This is a genomic window from Natrarchaeobaculum sulfurireducens, from assembly GCF_003430825.1.
Taxonomy (GTDB): Archaea; Halobacteriota; Halobacteria; order Halobacteriales; family Natrialbaceae; genus Natrarchaeobaculum; species Natrarchaeobaculum sulfurireducens.
This window is the reverse complement of the sequence record NZ_CP024047.1, coordinates 814,101-829,762: the sequence shown is the minus strand read 5'-3', so window position 1 is coordinate 829,762 and position 15,662 is coordinate 814,101. Positions and strand designations below refer to the sequence as shown.

Below are 15,662 nucleotides of genomic sequence, written 5' to 3'. Positions count from 1 at the left end.
TATGCAATCGCTGGCCGGCGAGTCGGTCGTCGTGATCGGTGGCGGAATTGGTGGACTCTCGACGGCCTGCTATCTCGCCGACGCAGGGGCGGACGTTACTGTCGTTGAGAAGAACGAACAGCTCGGCGGTCGAGCCAGCCGCCTGGCGCGCGATGGCTTTCGGTTCGACATGGGGCCGTCGTGGTATCTGATGCCTGATGTCTTCGAGCGGTTTTTCGGTCACTTCGACCGAACGCCGAGTGACTATTACGAACTCACGCATCTCGACCCCCACTATCGAATCTTCTTCAAGGACGACGACCGGGTGGATGTCACGCCCGACCTCGAGCGGACCAAAGAGATCTTCGAGGAGTACGAAGCGGGCGCTGGCGAGACGTTAGAGCGCTACCTCGAGAAGTCCCGCGAGAACTACGAAGTAGGGATGGAACACTTCGTCTACGAGGACCGCTCCCGACTTCGCGACTACATGACCCTCGACGTCGCCCGCCAGGCCCGCGGGCTCTCGTTGCTGGGGTCGATGCAGGGGCACGTCGAGGACTACTTCGAACACCCGAAGCTCCAGCAGATCATGCAGTACACGCTGGTCTTCCTGGGTGGCTCGCCCAAAAACACGCCGGCGCTGTACAACCTGATGAGCCACGTCGACTTCAACCTCGGCGTCTGGTACCCCGAGGGTGGGATCGGCAGCGTCGTCGACGGCATCGTTGAACTCGGCTCGGAACTCGGCGTCGAGTACGAGACGGATCGCCCCGTCAGCGCGATCAAGGGTCGCGAGGGGGCGTTCTTGCTCGAGACGCCCGACGGTCCCCTGCGCCCGGACCTGGTGGTCAGCAACGCCGATTACGCCCACACCGAACAGGAGCTCCTCGCACCCGAACGCCGCGGCTACGACGCCGACTACTGGGAGAAGCGGACGTACGCCCCCTCCGCGTTCTTGCTCTACCTCGGCGTCGAGGGTGACGTTCCCGAACTGGCCCACCACACGCTCGTGCTCCCGACCGACTGGGACGACCACTTCGAACAGATATTCGACGACCCACAGTGGCCGGACGACCCAGCCTACTACGTCTGTGTCTCCTCCGAAACGGACGACGATGTCGCCCCCGAAGGCCACAGCGCCCTGTTCGTCCTCGTTCCGATCGCACCCGGCCTCGAGGACACCCCCGAACGCCGCGAGGAGTACCGCGACCTGGTACTCGAGGACCTGGCCGACCACACCGGCGAGGACCTTCGCGAGCGAATCGTCCTCGAAGAGCGGTTCTGCGTCGAGGACTTCGCCAGTCGGTACAACAGCTACCAGGGGACCGCACTCGGGCTAGCGCACACGTTGCGCCAGACGGCGCTGTTCCGGCCGCCACACCGGTCGAAAGAAGTCGATGGACTCTACTTCGTCGGCGGTGACACGACGCCCGGGATCGGGATGCCAATGTGTCTCATCAGCGGCCAACTGACCGCAGAAAAGCTCGTCGAAGACCACGGATGACGGTGGCGACGAACGACGGTGTCATCGACCGGCTCCAGTACCTCGTGGTGCTCTCGAGGCCGCGGTTTTGGTTTTATCTCGCGGGACCAGTCGTCGTGGGCGTCGCTTACGCTGCCGAAACCCAGAGTGAACTGTTCGCGCCGGCGGCGGTAGCCCTGTTTGCGTACTTCCTCCTCCCAGCGAACGTCTTCCTGTATGGGATCAACGACGTCTTCGACCGGGAGATCGACGTCGAAAACCCGAAAAAGGCGTCGAAAGAGACACGATACGGCGGCCAGCGCTGGGTACCGGTCGTCGTCGCCGGCTGTGCGGCCCTGGCGCTGGCGCTTGTCCCCCTCGTGCCGACGGGGGCGCTTGTCTGGATCGGCGTCTTCCTCGTCCTGGGAGCGGCCTACAGCGCGCCGCCGGTCCGATTCAAAACTACGCCACTGTTCGATTCGGTCTCGAACGGCCTCTACGTCGCCCCAGGCATCGCGGCCTACGTCGCCGTCGCGGGAAGCCAACCGCCCATCCTCGCGATCGTCGGCGGCTGGCTGTGGGCGATGGGGATGCACACCTTTTCGGCGATCCCCGACCTCGAGCCCGACCGAAACGCGGGGATCCGGACGACGGCAACCGTCCTGGGCGAGCGTCGAACGTATGCCTACTGTGGCTGTTGCTGGCTCCTGGCCGCGCTCGCCTTCGGTGCGGTCGACGTCAGACTTGGTGCGGTGATGGCGGTCTACCCGCTGCTCGTGGGAATTATCGCCGGCTCGAGCGTCGGCGTCGATCGGGCCTACTGGTGGTTTCCGGCGATCAATACCGCCGTCGGGACCATCTTGACGCTGGGTGCCCTTTGGGTGATCGTGCATGGATGAGGACGTGGATGTCGGAACGCGAGAGTCGTCGAACGGGAGCCTCCTCGAGGATCGAGCCAGCCTTCAGCGGCGGCTCGAGGGGGTAATCAGAGAGAACCGGTTTACGATCGCCGTCGTCTTCCCGTTTATCGGTGCGGTGACGCTGGTTGCGAGCGCCGAGGGGCTGCTCCCGGAGCCGCTCGAGTACAATCCACTGTTGATTCTCTTCGGGACGTTCGTGATGCGCTCCCCGCTGATCGTCGGCTTACTTCCGAAGATCGGTTGGTGGGCGCTTGGCTGTCTCGGCGCCCTGACGGCCTACACCTATGCGATCGAGATCGTCGGCGTGCGAACCGACTGGCCATACGGTGCCTTCGAGTACACAATCTCACTCGGGCCGATGTTGCTGGGCGAGGTTCCACTGGCGCTGCCGCTATTTTTTATCCCGCTGGTGGTGAACGCCTATCTGCTCACGCTACTCGTGTTCGGCTCGTGGACGCGACGGGCGATCGTCAGGATTCCCGTCGCGATCGCCGCCGTCGTTGCCGTCGACGTCGTTCTCGATCCGGCCGCTGTCGCCGTCGGCTTCTGGGCGTTCGACCCGCCAGGGGTTTTCTACGGCGTGCCCATCTCGAACTACGTCGGCTGGGTCATTTCCGGCACCGTCGCCGTCGTGCTCGTCGACCTCGCGTTCGACCGCGCTGACCTGCTAGAACGGGTCCGTGAGTGTGAGTTCGTCCTCGACGACCTGGTGAGCTTCGTGCTCCTGTGGGGGATGATCAACCTCCTCTATGGCAACTGGCTCGCCGCCGGCGTCGCCGGCCTCTTCTGTGCGGGCCTGTTCAGCACGGACCGATACGACCTCGAGATGGTCCGGACGGCGCTGCCCGGCTACTCGGCAGTCGGTGGAGACGGTTCCGGGAACTGAACGAGAAGCGAGCCGGTCAGCGGACGATCGTCACCGGCACCGACGAGCGCCGGGCGATCCGTTCGGCGACGCTGCCCATGAGGATACGTCCAGCACCGGTTCGACCGTGGCTCCCGACGATGACGTGGTCGACGTCGTGGTCCTCGACGTACTCGAGGATCGTCCGGGAGACACCCCCGAGGACGTGGTCGGTCTCGATCTCGACGCCGGCGTCGTCGGCCGTCCGCCGGGCAGACTCGAGTAACCCTTCGGCGTTCGCTTCGTGATTCTTGCGGATCTGTTCGTAGTTGGCCATCGAACCGCTCTCGATGCCGGTGGCCCGATAGACGTCGCTCGGGTCGATGACGTGCATGGCCGTAATACGGGCATCGGGGTACTCCTCGAGGGCGAACTCGAGCGCTCGCGTCGAACACTCGGAGTCGTCGATCGGAACGAGAACGTGAGAGTTCATACTAGCCGATACGGTAGACCGGCATAAATATACTGTCGGCGGCGCCTTTCGATCGGCTTACCGGTGCGTTCGAGGCTGAATCGACCGGGTGCCGGGACGAACTCAGCGCGTCGGAACGCGGCCACCGTGGCCGGGGCCTCGGGTGTCGGGCTCGAGCGTGGGGACCGCCGAGACGCGCTGGAAGACGGCTTCGGGGTCACGACTCCAGTGCCAGTGCCAGCGGGTCTTCGCCAGGCACCAGAGCTTGCGCGTCGTCGACAGCGACGGCTCTCGTGTGAGGACATCGTACTCGTTCGCCCGGATCACCGCGTGGTGTTCGGCGTACAACACGGAAGCGAGTAACACCGGCAGTTGGCAGTCTTCAGGAAGGTACCGGATGCCGGCGACGCCCTCGCGGTAAAGCGTTTCCGCTCGCTTGAGTTCCTCGGCCATCGCCGCAGCGAACGACTCCGAGTACTCGAGGCGTTCGATCTGCTCGTTCGAGACGCCGTGGCTCCGTAGGGTCTCCTGGGGGAGATAGATTCGGTCGCGGTCGACGATATCCTCGCGGACGTCCCGCAGGAAGTTCGTCAACTGGAACGCCTCACCGAGTTTGATGGCGTGGGGGAGAGCCGTCTCCTCCATCTCGGGTTCCATGATCGCGGTCATCATCACGCCGACGGCAGCCGCCGACCCACGCATATACGATTCGAGGTCGGCGTACGTCTCATAGCGGCTGGTCGTGATATCGGTCGCCATGGCGTCGATAAACTCCTCGACTTCCGAGTCGTCGATCCCGTAGCGGTCGCGAAGCTCCTGAAAGGCTTCGAGGACGGGCTCGTCGGGGTCGACCTCGCCGAGTGCCTGCGCCCGAAGCGACTCGAGTTCGGCGCGCTGGGTCGCTGGCGGGGCGTCCGCAGCGTCGTCGACGACCTCGTCGGCGATCCGGAAAAAGCCATACAGGACGTGCGTCGCGTGACGCACTCGTTTGGGAAGAAAGCGCGTCGCGAGGTAGAACGTCTTCCCGGTCTGCTTCTGAATTTCCTTGCCGGCGTCGATGTGTTCCTGTTGCATTCTCGGTCTCGTGTTTAACCCGAGGCTGGCGGGGTGCTAGTGTTACGACAGATTGCTATAAAATACCATCCCCTCACTAGTGGGGTGTTCATTCGAAAGGTATCGTAAAGAAAGACAATATGGACTCGGTCGGACGGCATCCGAAGCAACGACGAGACTCACTCCGAGTGACGACCGATCGCCGTATCGCCCTCGTACAGTTCCTCGAGCAACTTTCGCTGGGCCGTCCGGAGGTGCTGGTGGAACGTCGACCGCGAGATGTCCATCGACTCGGCCAGTTCCTCACCGGAGACGTTTCGAGGCCACTCGAAGTAGTCGGCCACGTACGCCTTCTGAAGGGCCATCTGCTGGCGGTCCGTGAGGGTCTGCTCGAGCGTCGCGATCAGGTCCTGTGGGGTTCGCGTCGGCTGTTCGCTCTCGTGGTAGCTGATCAGTTCGACCCGGTCGTAGTGGCGCTCGAGTAAGTCGTACACCGATCGGGCGGACTGGCCGTTGGCGAGATCGAGCGCGAGGTCGGCGATGCCGTCGGTGACGTCGAACCGCCGAACGACGGTGCCGTGTTCGACGAGCGTCGTCACGATACTGTCGACTAGTTCGAGTTCGAGCAGCGTGCCGTCCTCGTAGGTCACGAGCGTCGTGGCGTCGGCGACACCCTCGAGTTCGACTGCCGGTTCGGTGACTGCCCCGGTTCGATCGACATAAAAGAACGCGAGCGGCGTTCCGTCGTCGTAAGCGAGACCGCGATAGGTGACCGTCGCCTCGAGGGCCTCGGCGAGGGCGGTCACGAACAGCGACGAGTCCTCGATCGCCAACTCGAGTTCGACGACGGACTCGGTCGTCAGCATCCGCCGGCTCTCGATCGCGTTCATCGCGGTCGCGATCGTTCCGGCGAGCGACTCGAGCACCAGCAGTTCGCGATCCGAAAACGCGCCGGCGTCGGCCGCGAACAACACGAGGACGCCGTACGTGACGTCACCGTACGAAAGCGGTAACGCGGCGACAGACTGATAGTCGGATTCGGCCCCGACTGGCCACCAGTTGTCGGCGTCGCGAAACGACGAGAGATCCTGGACGACGTACGGTTCGCCGGCCTCGAGCGCTCTCACGGCTGGGTGGGTTTCGTCGGTACCGAGAACGAGGTCGCCGTCTTCGAGCGGGACGTCGCCGGTGCTGGCCCACTCACGCGGCGAGACGCGCTGGTTCGTCACGTCGACCCGACCGACCCACGCGAGGACGTACGGCTCGGTCGCTGCGAGGCGCGAACAGACGCGGCGTTCGATCTCCTCGCGCGTTCCCGCGCCGACGGCGGCATCGGTGACGTCGCGGACGAGTCCGTCGATTCGCTCTAGAACGTGCTCGAGCGCCCGGTGTTCGTCGCGCATTCGCTCGGCAGACTCCTCGGCGGCGAGTTCCGCCAGCTTTCGCTCGGTGATCTCGAGGTGGACGACCGAGACGCGAACGTCGTCGTCGACGGTAAACCGGTTCGCCCGCATCATGAACCACTGCCGACGCGTGGGCGTGTGACAGGGATACTCCATCACGAACGTCTCCTGTTCGCCCTCGAGCACGGACTCGAGGCCCTCGACTGCCTGTCGGGCGTACTCGTCGTCGTCTTCGAACATCACAGCCGTCGCGACGTAGTTGACGCCGACGTGGTCGGTTGACTGTTCGTCCGATCCAAACTCGCGCCAGGCCCGGTTCGTCAGGAGGATCTCGCCGTCATCGTCGATGACGGCTACCGTCACGGGAAGCGTCTCGAGCGTCGCCGCTGCGAGGTCGTTCCGGCTACCCATCGGCGCCACCTACGTCATTGAGCGACATAACGAAACCGGACGAGCGAGACGCCGACCGAGTAAAACGATCGGACAGTTTCGGGGGGATGTCCAGTCCTCACACGGCCGATTCGACGCGGTCGCCACCATCACGCTGGCGACCTCCCAGTGAAAGTGTTTTCCGTGATTCTTGTGACCACACGCATTTTGCTCGCACGAGTCTTTCGAGTTAGGTGACCACTCGTGAACGGCATTGCAGATGGCAGAGCCATCGTTAGCGGCGGTGGTTCGGGTATCGGACGAGCGACAGCGACGCGATTCGCAAGCGAAAGCGCACAGGTCGTCGTCACGGACGTCGACGTCGACGGCAGCTACTCGATCCAGTAAGCGACGCGATCGGTTTTTCAGAGCGGACTACTCGAGGAGGAAATCCGGTAGCCCGGACTACTCGAGCAGTTCGTCTCTGAGCATCGGCAGGAACGTGCCGATGTCGGTAACGAGGCCGATGGCCTGGGCGCTGCCGCGATCGAGCAGCTGCGTGACGGTGGCGGGATTGATATCGACGCAGACGGTTTTCGTCGTCGAGGGCAGGCAGTTGCCGACGGCGACGGAGTGAAGCAACGTCGAGAGCATGAGCACGAGGTCGGCATCCTGGGCTTGCTCGCGGATGGCGTCCTGGGCCTCGATCGCGTCGGTGATCGTATCCGGCAGCGGGCCGTCGTCGCGGATCGAGCCCGCGAGAACGTATGGGACATCGTTTTCGACACACTCGAACATGACGCCCTCGGAAACGACGCCTTCGGAAACGGCCGCCTCGATCCCGCCGAGACGGACGATCTCGCTGATCGTGTAGATGTGGTGTTTGTGGCCCTTCCGTGGGTGCTCGAGTGACTCGGTGTCGACGCCGAGTGAGGTTCCGTAGAGGTCTCGCTCCAAGTCGTGGACGGCGAAGCCGTTACCCGCGCTGAGTGCGTCGACGTAGCCCGTCCGAACGAGGTCTGCGAGGGCGTTTCGACCGCCGGAGTGGACGATCGCCGGCCCACAGACCGCGAGGACGGTCCCGTCGTCCTCGTTGGCCGCACGCATCTCGTCGGCGATCTCTTCGATCAGTGACGCGGACGGGCGCTCGCTCGAGACGCCGCCTTGCATGAAGCCGAACGAGCCGGTGCCGTTTCGCGGGCGCTCGGGCGGGTCGACCCGGATGCCGGTGTCGCCGGTGACGACCAGGTCACCCGCTTCGATCGCGTTGAGGACTGTGGTGTGGACTCGTGGTGTCTCGCCCGAGCGGTCGACGACGAGCGCACAGTCCATCTCGACGTCCTCGACCGGGAGCCACTCGCCGTCGACGCGGACGACCGTCGGATGGTTCGTCGTCGAGTAGAAGTCAACCGGGACGACGCCGTCTTCCGGTGCGGCCTCGAGCGTCGCGTCGCGTGGGTCCGTGACGGTCGCCCCCTGTTGATTGAGTTCGTGGAGGATCGCCCGAAGGTCCTCCTCGGTGTCGGCGGTGACCCGCATTCGACAGTACGTCTCGGCGTGTTTGGTGCGACCGACTTCGAACTCCTCGACTTCGAACTCGCCGCCCATGTCCATCACGAGGCCGAAACAGGTGCCCATCATCCCTGAGTCGATGATGTGCCCCTCGAGTTCGACGGTTCGCGAAACTGTCATCGAACGCTCTTTGTGCCGGGGAATCGTCAATGTGTGCGTCTTCGGCCGATCGGCCCGCCCTCGAACAACGAGTCCGGCCATCCTCCCTTCGAGCAACGAGAGTGTCTTCACTCGGGGCCGTTTCGTTGCTCGATGTTCATCAGGGCAGTTCGTGCGAAACAGCAAGCAGACGGATCGAACCCCTGGCTCACGAATTCTGATTCGACGGGCAACACTTTTGTACATCATCGTGGATATTCTCCTTGGAGATCACCGTGCAGGACAGCCACACAGCCCAGCGGACGATCGAACTCTGGGTTCGGTCGTTCGCACCGACCGCGACGGGCCCGACAAGAGAGCGGGCACTCGAGCAGGTCGCACGCCTCGAGGCGACCGGCACGGTCGAGTCCGTCTCGGTCGACGGCTGGGGAGCGGAGATCGAACTCGAAACCCTGTCAGAACGCGTTCCCCAGATCCGGAAGATCGAACGCCGCCTCACGGCGTTCGAGGAGTGGGCTGGCCGAACCGATCGCGACCTCGAGCCGTTTTTCCGACGGCGACAGGTCGAGTCGACGATCACGGGAGAGCGCCACGATGTCTACCGACTACCGACGGTCGCACTCGCCGAGTTCGACGAACGCGGTCTCGTCCACGTTGCCCCCTGTCGTGACGATGACCGCACGATCGACGTCTTCGACCGGTTCGACACGCTGCGTGCGGACAGTCGCCGCGATCGGCTCGTCCGGTTCGACGGTGATCCCGACGATCGCCGAGACGACTCGATCTCCAGGCGGGTCCGGTCGAGGCCGACCGAACCGGACCCCCACGTAGAACCACACTCGCCCGGGCCGTACTGACTCCTCGAGTCACGCGCTCGGCGTATTCCCCATTTCGGTCGACAGCCTCGACGAGCGTGGCGTGTTAACTTATATACAACACGACGTCGTACGCATTCGTATGGCCAGCGACTCAGCCACTGCCAACCTGTCACGGTGTCGCAACTGCGGCTTCGAAGCACCCGGCGGCGGAGACGAGTGGATCAGGATCGAGGTCCCGAAACTGGGTCGGATGACCCAGTGTCCGAACTGTGAGAGTACGGACGTCATGACACACCGTTAGACGACTCGGTGACCGACAGTCCTGCCACGTTCTTCGTTCCGGTGGACAGACACGTCCGGGTCGACTCCAGCCTCGAGCGTGCCGAGCGAACGAACACCTCGAGGTCGATCCAGTCTCGAGTACACGCCTGGATAGACTCTTGGTCTTCACGCTCCTAGATGGAACCATGTCACAGCACTCCGAGGACCACGACCTCCCCGAGACTGACGCCGAGTGGCGAGAACGACTCGAGGACGAAGCGTATCGGGTCCTCCGCGAAGCAGGAACCGAACCACCGTTCAGCGGCGAGTACGTCGATCACGAAGACGACGGCAGCTACAGCTGTGCCGGCTGTGGGGCGACCCTGTTCGACTCGGACACGAAGTTCGAGTCGGGCTGTGGGTGGCCGAGTTTCTACGACGTCGACGACGACCGGATCGAGACGCACCTCGACACCAGCCACGGCATGCGCCGCACCGAGGTGTGCTGTGGGAACTGCGGTGGCCACCTCGGCCACGTCTTCGACGACGGGCCACAGCCGACGGGAAAACGGTACTGCATCAACTCCGTGGCGCTCGAGTTCGACGACGAGTAACGAGCGAAAAGCGACAGCGACCGCTGGCGTAGTTGGCACCCGGTAGGGGCCTTGTTCTCCGTGACCGGCCCCGTCAGATCCCGACGTACAGGGCCGTAACGACGAACAGGAAGTACCCAAATACGAACAGATAGACGAGGGCGATGAACGCGTGTATCGGCGCGTTCGGGTACTCCCGAAGGAGCTGTTGCAAGAGGGTACCGCTCTGGAAGTCGACATCGAGGGGTACCTCGAGACTGTCGTAGCTGGCCATGCTACGCAGTTCTCACCACCAGTGAATAAACGTTTAGGGCGACCGATGCCGTCCGCGATCGGCCTAACGGTCCGCTGGCTATCCCTGCAGGAAGTCCGGCTCGGTTCGTTTGTCGTCGCGTTCGGCCTCGAGGTGACTCCTGAACGCGTCGATCGAGACGTCGTACTCCTGGTCTTCGAATCGGTCACGCACGGAGATGTTTCCGGCTTCTTGCTCGTTGTCGCCAACGATGATCTGGTAGGGAACCCGGTCGTCGTGAGCCGCACGGATCTTTCGCTCTAACGTCGAGTCGCGGTCGTCGACCTCGACGCGGAAGTCGTCGAATTCAGCGGCGATCTCGCGGGCGTACTCGAGGTTGTTGTCGGAGATCGGCAGGACGCGCAGTTGTTCGGGGGCGAGCCAGAGCGGGAAGTTGCCCTCGAAGTGCTCGATGAGCATCATGAAAAAGCGCTCGTAAGAGCCATAGAGCGCGCGGTGGATCATGACCGGCTGGTGGTCCTCGTTGTCCTCGCCGACGTAGGTGAGGTCGAACCGCTCGGGCATGTTGAAGTCGAGCTGGACGGTTGGGCCGTCCCACTTGCGTCCGATCGCGTCCTCGAAGGCGTAGTCGATCTTCGGGCCGTAGAAAGCGCCGTCACCCTCCTCGAGGTCGTACTCCATCGCACGGTCCTCGAGAACGGCCTCGAGCTGTTCTTCGGCGCGCTCCCAGATCTCGTCGCTGCCGACGGACTTCTCCGGGCGGGTCGCAAGCGCGACTTCGTACTCGAGATCGAACGTCTGTAAGACCTCGTCGATCGAGTCCATGATCGCCTCGACTTCCGCTTCGATCTGGTCGGGGCGAACGAACAGGTGGCCGTCGTCGATCGTAAACGCCCAGACCCGCGAGAGTCCCGAAAGCTCACCGCGCTGTTCTTTGCGATACACTTTGCCGTCTTCGGCGTAGCGAACCGGGAGGTCGCGATAGCTCCAGGAGCCGTCGTCGAAGATGGTCGCGTGGCCGGGGCAGTTCATCGGTTTCAGCCCGAACTCGTCGTCGCCGAGCTCGAAGACGAACATGTCGTCGGCGTAGTTCTCGTAGTGGCCCGATTTCTGCCAGAGGTCCGTCTTGAACAGGTGGGGCGTCTCGACGTAGTCGTAGCCCGTGTCCTCGTTCAGGTCGGTGACGAAGTCCGCGAGTTCGTTCAGGATCGTCTTCCCCGGCGGGTGATACAGCGGCAGTCCGGGGCCGGTGACGTCCTGGATCGAGAACAGGTCCATCTCCCGGCCGATCTTGCGGTGATCGCGCTCTTTGGCCTCCTCGCGGCGCGTTAGGAACTGCTCGAGGTCGCTTTCGTCCTCGAAGGCCGTCCCGTAGATCCGGGTCTGCATCGGGTTCTCCTCGTCGCCGCGCCAGTAGGCGCCAGCGATCTCGAGCAGTTTCACGGCGCCGATCTCGCCCGTCGAGTCGACGTGGGGGCCGGCACAGAGGTCCTCCCACTCGCCCTGTCTGTAGAACGAGACGGTCTCTTCCTCGTCGGCTAACTCCTCGAGCAACTCGAGTTTGTACGGTTGGCCTTCGAGGCGGTCTTTGGCTTCCTCGATCGAAAGGTCCTCGCGTTCGATTTCGTAGTCGGCGTCGATGATCTCCTCGATCTCGGCTTCGAGCGTCGCGAGATCGCTCTCGTCGACCTCGAGGTCGTCGAAGTCGTAGTAAAAGCCCTCGTCCGTCGGTGGACCGATCGCGAGTTCGACGTCGTCGTAGTGTCGGCAGACGGCCTGGGCGAGACAGTGTGAGGCCGAGTGACGCATCGCACGCAGGTATTCCTCGCCGCCCCCGTCGGTGACGATCTCGAGTTTGACACCGTCGTAGACCGGCTCCTCTTTGGCGACGAGGTCACCGTCGAGTTTGCCGGCGACCGTATCCCGGCCGAGGCCGGGACCGATCTCGTAGGCGCAGTCTTCGACCGTCGCGTCGGCGTCGACCTCGAGTTCGGAGCCGTCTGGCAGTACTACCGCGATCCGTTCCTGTGAATCTGAGTCTGACATTGGTGTAGCTGTTGCTGGGTATGGAACTTCGGTGAGAAGTTCGGTTGCGTGTCCGCGTCTGCCGCTCGACCGTGCGTCGATCGGACCACGGCGAGCGGTAGGTGTGAGTGGTTAAAAACGGGCGAACGGCCCTGTAAAGCGGACACCTACCATCGTGGATGCGAGTTGTCTCGAGCGGGATAAAAACGTTGTGATGGACGCCGTTCTGACGGGTGCCCCAACGACGGACGTCCCCGTTCGACCGGCAGCGTGGAGGATCGACCCCCCAACGTGGAGTCGTCGACGACTGTGTATGCACGCAGCGACGGTCGGAGATACGAACGCTTAAACATCGCTCTTGTGTAGAAGTCACTATACTATGAACAGAGACAACGACGGTCGACGATCATCTCGCGGACTCACACTGCTGGGTGGGCTCGTCGCCGGAGCGGTCGGAACGGTCGCCGCGATGGCCGCGCTCGGCCCGCGACTACTGATGGTCGAAGACGAGAGTCCGTATGGCTTCGCGGAGACGACCGATCGCTTCGAGTCCGCGGTCGAGTCGACTGACTGGAAGATACTTCACGTCCACGACCTCCAGGGAAAGATGGAGAATCACGGCTACGTGGCCGATCGCACCACCGTCTACGAGATTTGCTCGAGCGAGCACGCCTCGAACATCCTCACGCGCGACGACGAGCGAGTCGTTTCATCGATGATGCCCTGTCGGGTTTCGGTCTACGAGACGAGCGACGGCAGGGTCTACATCTCGCGGATGAACGCCGGACTGGTCGCCACCGTCTTCGGTGGCGTGGTCCGTCGGACGATGGACGACGCCTACACGGAGAGCGAAGCGATCGTCGACGCAACGGTTGACCCATTCGACGACCCGCGTCCGTAACAGAGGCTGTCCGAAAGAACCAACCGATCGATTCGTTCGGTATTGTTTTGGTCGGTCACGACCGACTCGACTCATGGGCGAGCGTTACGAGTACGAGCCGATCGGCGTGATCCACACCCCATTCGAGTCGCCGGTGGACATGCCGATCCAGCCGATTGGCGACGCGACGACCGAGGGGACCGTCGAACTCGAGGACGGCTACGCCGACGGAGTGGCTGATCTCGAGGGATTTTCTCACTGCGTGCTGTTGTATCACTTCCACGAGACGGCCGACGACGTCTCGATGCGCGTCGAGCCGTTTCTGGATGCCGACGCGCGCGGACTGTTCGCGACGCGTGCCCCGAATCGACCCAACCCGATCGGGCTCTCGGTCGTCGAGATACTGGCTGTCGACGACGGCGAACTCACGGTCGGCGGCGTCGACGTGGTCGACGGGACGCCGCTTCTCGATCTCAAGCCGTTCGTTCCCGACTTCGACGTCCCCGAAGACGTGACGGCGGGATGGCTCGAGGGTGCCGCCGAGGACGCTCGGTCGACGCGCGCGGACGACCGGTTTCACTGAGTTGCCCGCCGATCGACAAACAGCGGCGTCGCCAGCCGTTGGGCCAACGGCTTTAGTCCCGGGTCGGCTACGTGCGGCCGTGGTCTTCGATCCATCAGACGACGATCCGTTCGCCGACGATCCGTTCGAGGACCCCTTCGCGGACGACCCGCTCGAGGATCCGTTCGCCGACGGTCGGACCGATACCGGGAGCGACGGGGCCGATGACATCGAGAAGACCCTCGGCGAGATTCCGCGAGCGACGTTGCTCGCGTTCATCGTCGTCGGCGTACTCGTCCACGCCGGACTGTTCGCCGCCGCGCTCGGGCTGATGCTCGTCGGCTTTCGTGGGCAGTGGCTCATCGGTGGTGGACTCGCCGCCGGCGGATTCCTGGCGCTTTTCGGTGCCATCGTCCAGTACCGCCGATTCAGACGCGCCCAGTGAGTCGCTCGCCCGTTACTCGTCGTCTCGATCCGCGAGTAACTCGCTCGCCGTCACGAGGGCTTCCATCTCGACGCCAGCGTCCTCGACGTTTTCGCGGCCGCCTTCCTCGCGGTCGACGACGATCAGCGCGCGCTCGACGGTCGCGCCCGCCTCGCGCAGGGCTTCGATCGCGTCGACGAGACTCGTCCCCGTCGTGACGATGTCCTCGAGCACGACGACTTCCTCGCCTTCCTCGAGTCGCCCTTCGACGACGTTACCGGTGCCATACTCCTTGCGCTGCTTGCGCGCGATCACGTAGGGAACGCCGGCACTGATGCTGGTCGCGGCGGCGAGCGGGACGGCACCGAGGGCGACGCCCGCGAGTTTGTCGTCCTCGTCGACTCGAGCGGCGAAGGCGTCGGCGACGACCTCGAGGCAGTCGGGGTCGGTCTCGAAGAGATACTTGTCGACGTAGTACTCACTCGTGCCACCATGGGCGAGTTCGAACTCGCCGAACTGGACGGCCCCGGACTCCCGAAGCGCGTCGATGAGGTCCTGATTTGGCATGCTCGAAGGGGCGCGCCCCGACGAAATAAGCGGTGTGGAACGTCGCCGGTCGACGGGGCGACCGCGGATTCCGCGACGCGGACGTTTTTGAGGGGTGCTGTCAACTGTGCAAGTGATGACGCCGACACGCGCCAACGAGCCCCATCCCGACGTCCAGCGCTTTCTCGACCTGTACGAGTCGCTCGAGGCCGCCCACGACGTCTACGAGCGGATCGAAGCGGACCTGCGGGCGGCGCTCGAGTGAGCGAGCGCGGCCGTCGTTCGATCGGCAAAGCGGAGTGTTTTTGTTGCTGTCATTTGGATTGGGAATATGAAACGCCGGTACGCGATCGTCGGAGCCGTCGTCGCACTCGCCGTCGTCGGAGTGGGAACGGCGATACTCGTCACGCCGTCCGCCGAGACCGCGTCATCGCCGGCAACGTCGGACGAACTCGAGGGTTCGTTCACGGTCTCCGAGCGGATCACCGTCGACGGGACCCGTTTCGTCGAGCGAACAACCGTCGTGGACGAACGCGCCGGTACGCAGCGACAGCAGATCTCGTTCGAAAACGGTTCGACGGACAACTACTGGGACCCGTCTGGCAACCAGTACGCAAGGCTCTCAGCCGCCTCCGAACGGGAACTCGATGATTCCCTGGAGGACACGCCGGGAGCGGTCCTCGAGCGATCCGCCGCTGACCATACGGCCGTCGTCGCGCTCGACGAGGAAGCGGGCGTCCGAGAACCGATCGAATCGCGGTATCCTGACCCCCTGATCGCCGATATATTCGCCAACATCGCCTACGCCGACGTCGGAACGATCGAGGCCAACGGAACCCACACGGCGGAGTCGGCAACCGTCTACGAACCCCGCGAGGGATGGACCGACGGCCCCTCCAGGCTGCGGTACGTACGCCACGCGGACGGCGAACTCCACGTGGGCGAGGCCGATCGACTCTACTACGCGAACGTCTCACTCGAGGCCATAGACGCCGAGACGCGCCTCGAGTACCTACTTGAGCACGACGAACGGGAGACGCTGACGATGACGTACGAACTCGAGCGCGATACCGAGGGTTCGGCCCCCGACTGGCTTCCCGAAAATGCAACAGTGTCCGATCAGTGAG

Annotated in this window: 18 protein-coding genes and 1 pseudogene; 12 read left to right on the top strand and 7 right to left on the bottom strand. The window is 63.7% G+C overall.

Annotated elements, in window-relative coordinates; translation table 11 throughout:
- The first annotated feature begins 1 nt into the window (after position 1).
- From AArc1_RS05265 to cruF, 3 genes are read left to right on the top strand one after another with little or no spacing between them, the layout of a single operon-like run.
- Entirely contained in the window at positions 2–1,483 is a 1,482-nt protein-coding gene (locus tag AArc1_RS05265) for a phytoene desaturase family protein (RefSeq protein ID WP_117363382.1), read from the top strand.
- Entirely contained in the window at positions 1,480–2,340 is an 861-nt protein-coding gene (locus AArc1_RS05260; protein WP_117363381.1) for a prenyltransferase, read from the top strand. Before AArc1_RS05265 ends, AArc1_RS05260 begins: the two co-directional genes overlap by 4 nt.
- Positions 2,333–3,247, top strand: a complete 915-nt coding sequence (cruF, locus tag AArc1_RS05255; RefSeq protein ID WP_117363380.1) for a bisanhydrobacterioruberin hydratase — start codon at positions 2,333–2,335, stop codon at positions 3,245–3,247. The genes AArc1_RS05260 and cruF overlap by 8 nt, the downstream gene beginning before the upstream one ends.
- 16 nt (positions 3,248–3,263) lie before the next feature.
- On the opposite strand, the gene AArc1_RS05250 is transcribed toward cruF, so the two are convergent.
- The 3 genes from AArc1_RS05250 to AArc1_RS05240 form a co-directional block, all read right to left on the bottom strand.
- Positions 3,264–3,698 carry a universal stress protein gene (locus AArc1_RS05250; RefSeq protein WP_117363379.1) on the bottom strand — a complete coding sequence of 145 codons (435 nt, stop codon included), beginning with the start codon at positions 3,696–3,698 and terminating at the stop codon, positions 3,264–3,266.
- 102 nt (positions 3,699–3,800) lie between these two features.
- Positions 3,801–4,751 (bottom strand): phytoene/squalene synthase family protein, encoded by a 951-nt coding sequence (locus AArc1_RS05245; RefSeq protein WP_117363378.1) that lies wholly within the window; start codon positions 4,749–4,751, stop codon positions 3,801–3,803.
- Positions 4,752–4,909: 158 nt separating this feature from the next.
- A complete protein-coding gene (locus tag AArc1_RS05240; RefSeq protein ID WP_117363377.1) occupies positions 4,910–6,544 on the bottom strand; it encodes a bacterio-opsin activator domain-containing protein in 1,635 nt (544 codons plus the stop codon).
- A gap of 222 nt (positions 6,545–6,766) precedes the next feature.
- Here AArc1_RS05240 and AArc1_RS05235 point away from each other — a divergent pair.
- A pseudogene (locus AArc1_RS05235) lies at positions 6,767–6,892 on the top strand (short chain dehydrogenase); the annotation flags it as partial.
- 75 nt (positions 6,893–6,967) lie between these two features.
- Here the strand turns inward: AArc1_RS05235 and AArc1_RS05230 are convergent.
- Complete coding sequence (locus AArc1_RS05230) at positions 6,968–8,194, bottom strand: ornithine cyclodeaminase (RefSeq protein ID WP_117365786.1); 1,227 nt, start codon at positions 8,192–8,194, stop codon at positions 6,968–6,970.
- Positions 8,195–8,448: 254 nt separating this feature from the next.
- Here AArc1_RS05230 and AArc1_RS05225 point away from each other — a divergent pair, with 254 nt between their 5' ends.
- From AArc1_RS05225 to msrB, 3 genes are all read left to right on the top strand, one after another.
- Positions 8,449–9,030: an HTH domain-containing protein gene (locus tag AArc1_RS05225; RefSeq protein ID WP_133412322.1), complete on the top strand. Its 582-nt coding sequence runs from the start codon at positions 8,449–8,451 to the stop codon at positions 9,028–9,030.
- A gap of 100 nt (positions 9,031–9,130) precedes the next feature.
- Complete coding sequence (locus tag AArc1_RS18930; protein ID WP_186336649.1) at positions 9,131–9,292, top strand: hypothetical protein; 162 nt, start codon at positions 9,131–9,133, stop codon at positions 9,290–9,292.
- 166 nt (positions 9,293–9,458) lie between these two features.
- The gene (gene msrB, locus AArc1_RS05220) at positions 9,459–9,866 is read left to right on the top strand and encodes a peptide-methionine (R)-S-oxide reductase MsrB (protein WP_117363375.1); all 408 of its coding nucleotides are present in this window, start codon (positions 9,459–9,461) and stop codon (positions 9,864–9,866) included.
- A 73-nt stretch (positions 9,867–9,939) separates the two neighbouring features.
- Here the strand turns inward: msrB and AArc1_RS05215 are convergent, their stop codons facing one another.
- Together AArc1_RS05215 and thrS are read right to left on the bottom strand one after the other, a co-directional pair.
- A complete protein-coding gene (locus AArc1_RS05215) occupies positions 9,940–10,119 on the bottom strand; it encodes a hypothetical protein (RefSeq protein ID WP_117363374.1) in 180 nt (59 codons plus the stop codon).
- Between the two features lie 78 nt (positions 10,120–10,197).
- A complete protein-coding gene (gene thrS, locus AArc1_RS05210) occupies positions 10,198–12,144 on the bottom strand; it encodes a threonine--tRNA ligase (RefSeq protein WP_117363373.1) in 1,947 nt (648 codons plus the stop codon).
- A 358-nt stretch (positions 12,145–12,502) separates the two neighbouring features.
- On the opposite strand from thrS, the gene AArc1_RS05205 reads away from it, so the two are divergent.
- The 3 genes from AArc1_RS05205 to AArc1_RS05195 all read left to right on the top strand — a co-directional run bounded on the left by AArc1_RS05205 (position 12,503) and on the right by AArc1_RS05195 (position 14,010).
- Entirely contained in the window at positions 12,503–13,024 is a 522-nt protein-coding gene (locus tag AArc1_RS05205) for a DUF302 domain-containing protein (protein WP_117363372.1), read from the top strand.
- Positions 13,025–13,097: 73 nt separating this feature from the next.
- On the top strand, positions 13,098–13,586 hold the full coding sequence (tsaA, locus tag AArc1_RS05200; protein ID WP_117363371.1) for a tRNA (N6-threonylcarbamoyladenosine(37)-N6)-methyltransferase TrmO: 489 nt from the start codon (positions 13,098–13,100) through the stop codon (positions 13,584–13,586).
- Between the two features lie 79 nt (positions 13,587–13,665).
- A complete protein-coding gene (locus AArc1_RS05195) occupies positions 13,666–14,010 on the top strand; it encodes a DUF7322 domain-containing protein (protein WP_117363370.1) in 345 nt (114 codons plus the stop codon).
- A gap of 12 nt (positions 14,011–14,022) precedes the next feature.
- Here AArc1_RS05195 and pyrE read toward each other — a convergent pair whose 3' ends face one another.
- Entirely contained in the window at positions 14,023–14,556 is a 534-nt protein-coding gene (pyrE, locus tag AArc1_RS05190; protein ID WP_117363369.1) for an orotate phosphoribosyltransferase, read from the bottom strand.
- 115 nt (positions 14,557–14,671) lie between these two features.
- On the opposite strand from pyrE, the gene AArc1_RS19475 reads away from it, so the two are divergent.
- Together AArc1_RS19475 and AArc1_RS05185 are read left to right on the top strand one after the other, a co-directional pair.
- Positions 14,672–14,800: a hypothetical protein gene (locus tag AArc1_RS19475; protein WP_267130091.1), complete on the top strand. Its 129-nt coding sequence runs from the start codon at positions 14,672–14,674 to the stop codon at positions 14,798–14,800.
- A gap of 66 nt (positions 14,801–14,866) precedes the next feature.
- Entirely contained in the window at positions 14,867–15,661 is a 795-nt protein-coding gene (locus AArc1_RS05185; RefSeq protein ID WP_117363368.1) for a hypothetical protein, read from the top strand.
- The last annotated feature ends 1 nt before the right edge of the window (position 15,662 follow it).

Coding starts and splice junctions, on each gene's coding strand:
- msrB (WP_117363375.1), top strand. CDS start 9,459: ATGTCACAGCACTCCGAGGACCACGACCTCCCCGAGACTGACGCCGAG.
- pyrE (WP_117363369.1), bottom strand. CDS start 14,556: ATGCCAAATCAGGACCTCATCGACGCGCTTCGGGAGTCCGGGGCCGTC.
- cruF (WP_117363380.1), top strand. CDS start 2,333: ATGGATGAGGACGTGGATGTCGGAACGCGAGAGTCGTCGAACGGGAGC.
- AArc1_RS05205 (WP_117363372.1), top strand. CDS start 12,503: ATGAACAGAGACAACGACGGTCGACGATCATCTCGCGGACTCACACTG.
- AArc1_RS05185 (WP_117363368.1), top strand. CDS start 14,867: ATGAAACGCCGGTACGCGATCGTCGGAGCCGTCGTCGCACTCGCCGTC.
- AArc1_RS05265 (WP_117363382.1), top strand. CDS start 2: ATGCAATCGCTGGCCGGCGAGTCGGTCGTCGTGATCGGTGGCGGAATT.
- AArc1_RS05260 (WP_117363381.1), top strand. CDS start 1,480: ATGACGGTGGCGACGAACGACGGTGTCATCGACCGGCTCCAGTACCTC.
- AArc1_RS05245 (WP_117363378.1), bottom strand. CDS start 4,751: ATGCAACAGGAACACATCGACGCCGGCAAGGAAATTCAGAAGCAGACC.
- AArc1_RS18930 (WP_186336649.1), top strand. CDS start 9,131: ATGGCCAGCGACTCAGCCACTGCCAACCTGTCACGGTGTCGCAACTGC.
- AArc1_RS05250 (WP_117363379.1), bottom strand. CDS start 3,698: ATGAACTCTCACGTTCTCGTTCCGATCGACGACTCCGAGTGTTCGACG.
- AArc1_RS05215 (WP_117363374.1), bottom strand. CDS start 10,119: ATGGCCAGCTACGACAGTCTCGAGGTACCCCTCGATGTCGACTTCCAG.
- AArc1_RS05230 (WP_117365786.1), bottom strand. CDS start 8,194: ATGACAGTTTCGCGAACCGTCGAACTCGAGGGGCACATCATCGACTCA.
- tsaA (WP_117363371.1), top strand. CDS start 13,098: ATGGGCGAGCGTTACGAGTACGAGCCGATCGGCGTGATCCACACCCCA.
- AArc1_RS05240 (WP_117363377.1), bottom strand. CDS start 6,544: ATGGGTAGCCGGAACGACCTCGCAGCGGCGACGCTCGAGACGCTTCCC.
- thrS (WP_117363373.1), bottom strand. CDS start 12,144: ATGTCAGACTCAGATTCACAGGAACGGATCGCGGTAGTACTGCCAGAC.
- AArc1_RS19475 (WP_267130091.1), top strand. CDS start 14,672: ATGACGCCGACACGCGCCAACGAGCCCCATCCCGACGTCCAGCGCTTT.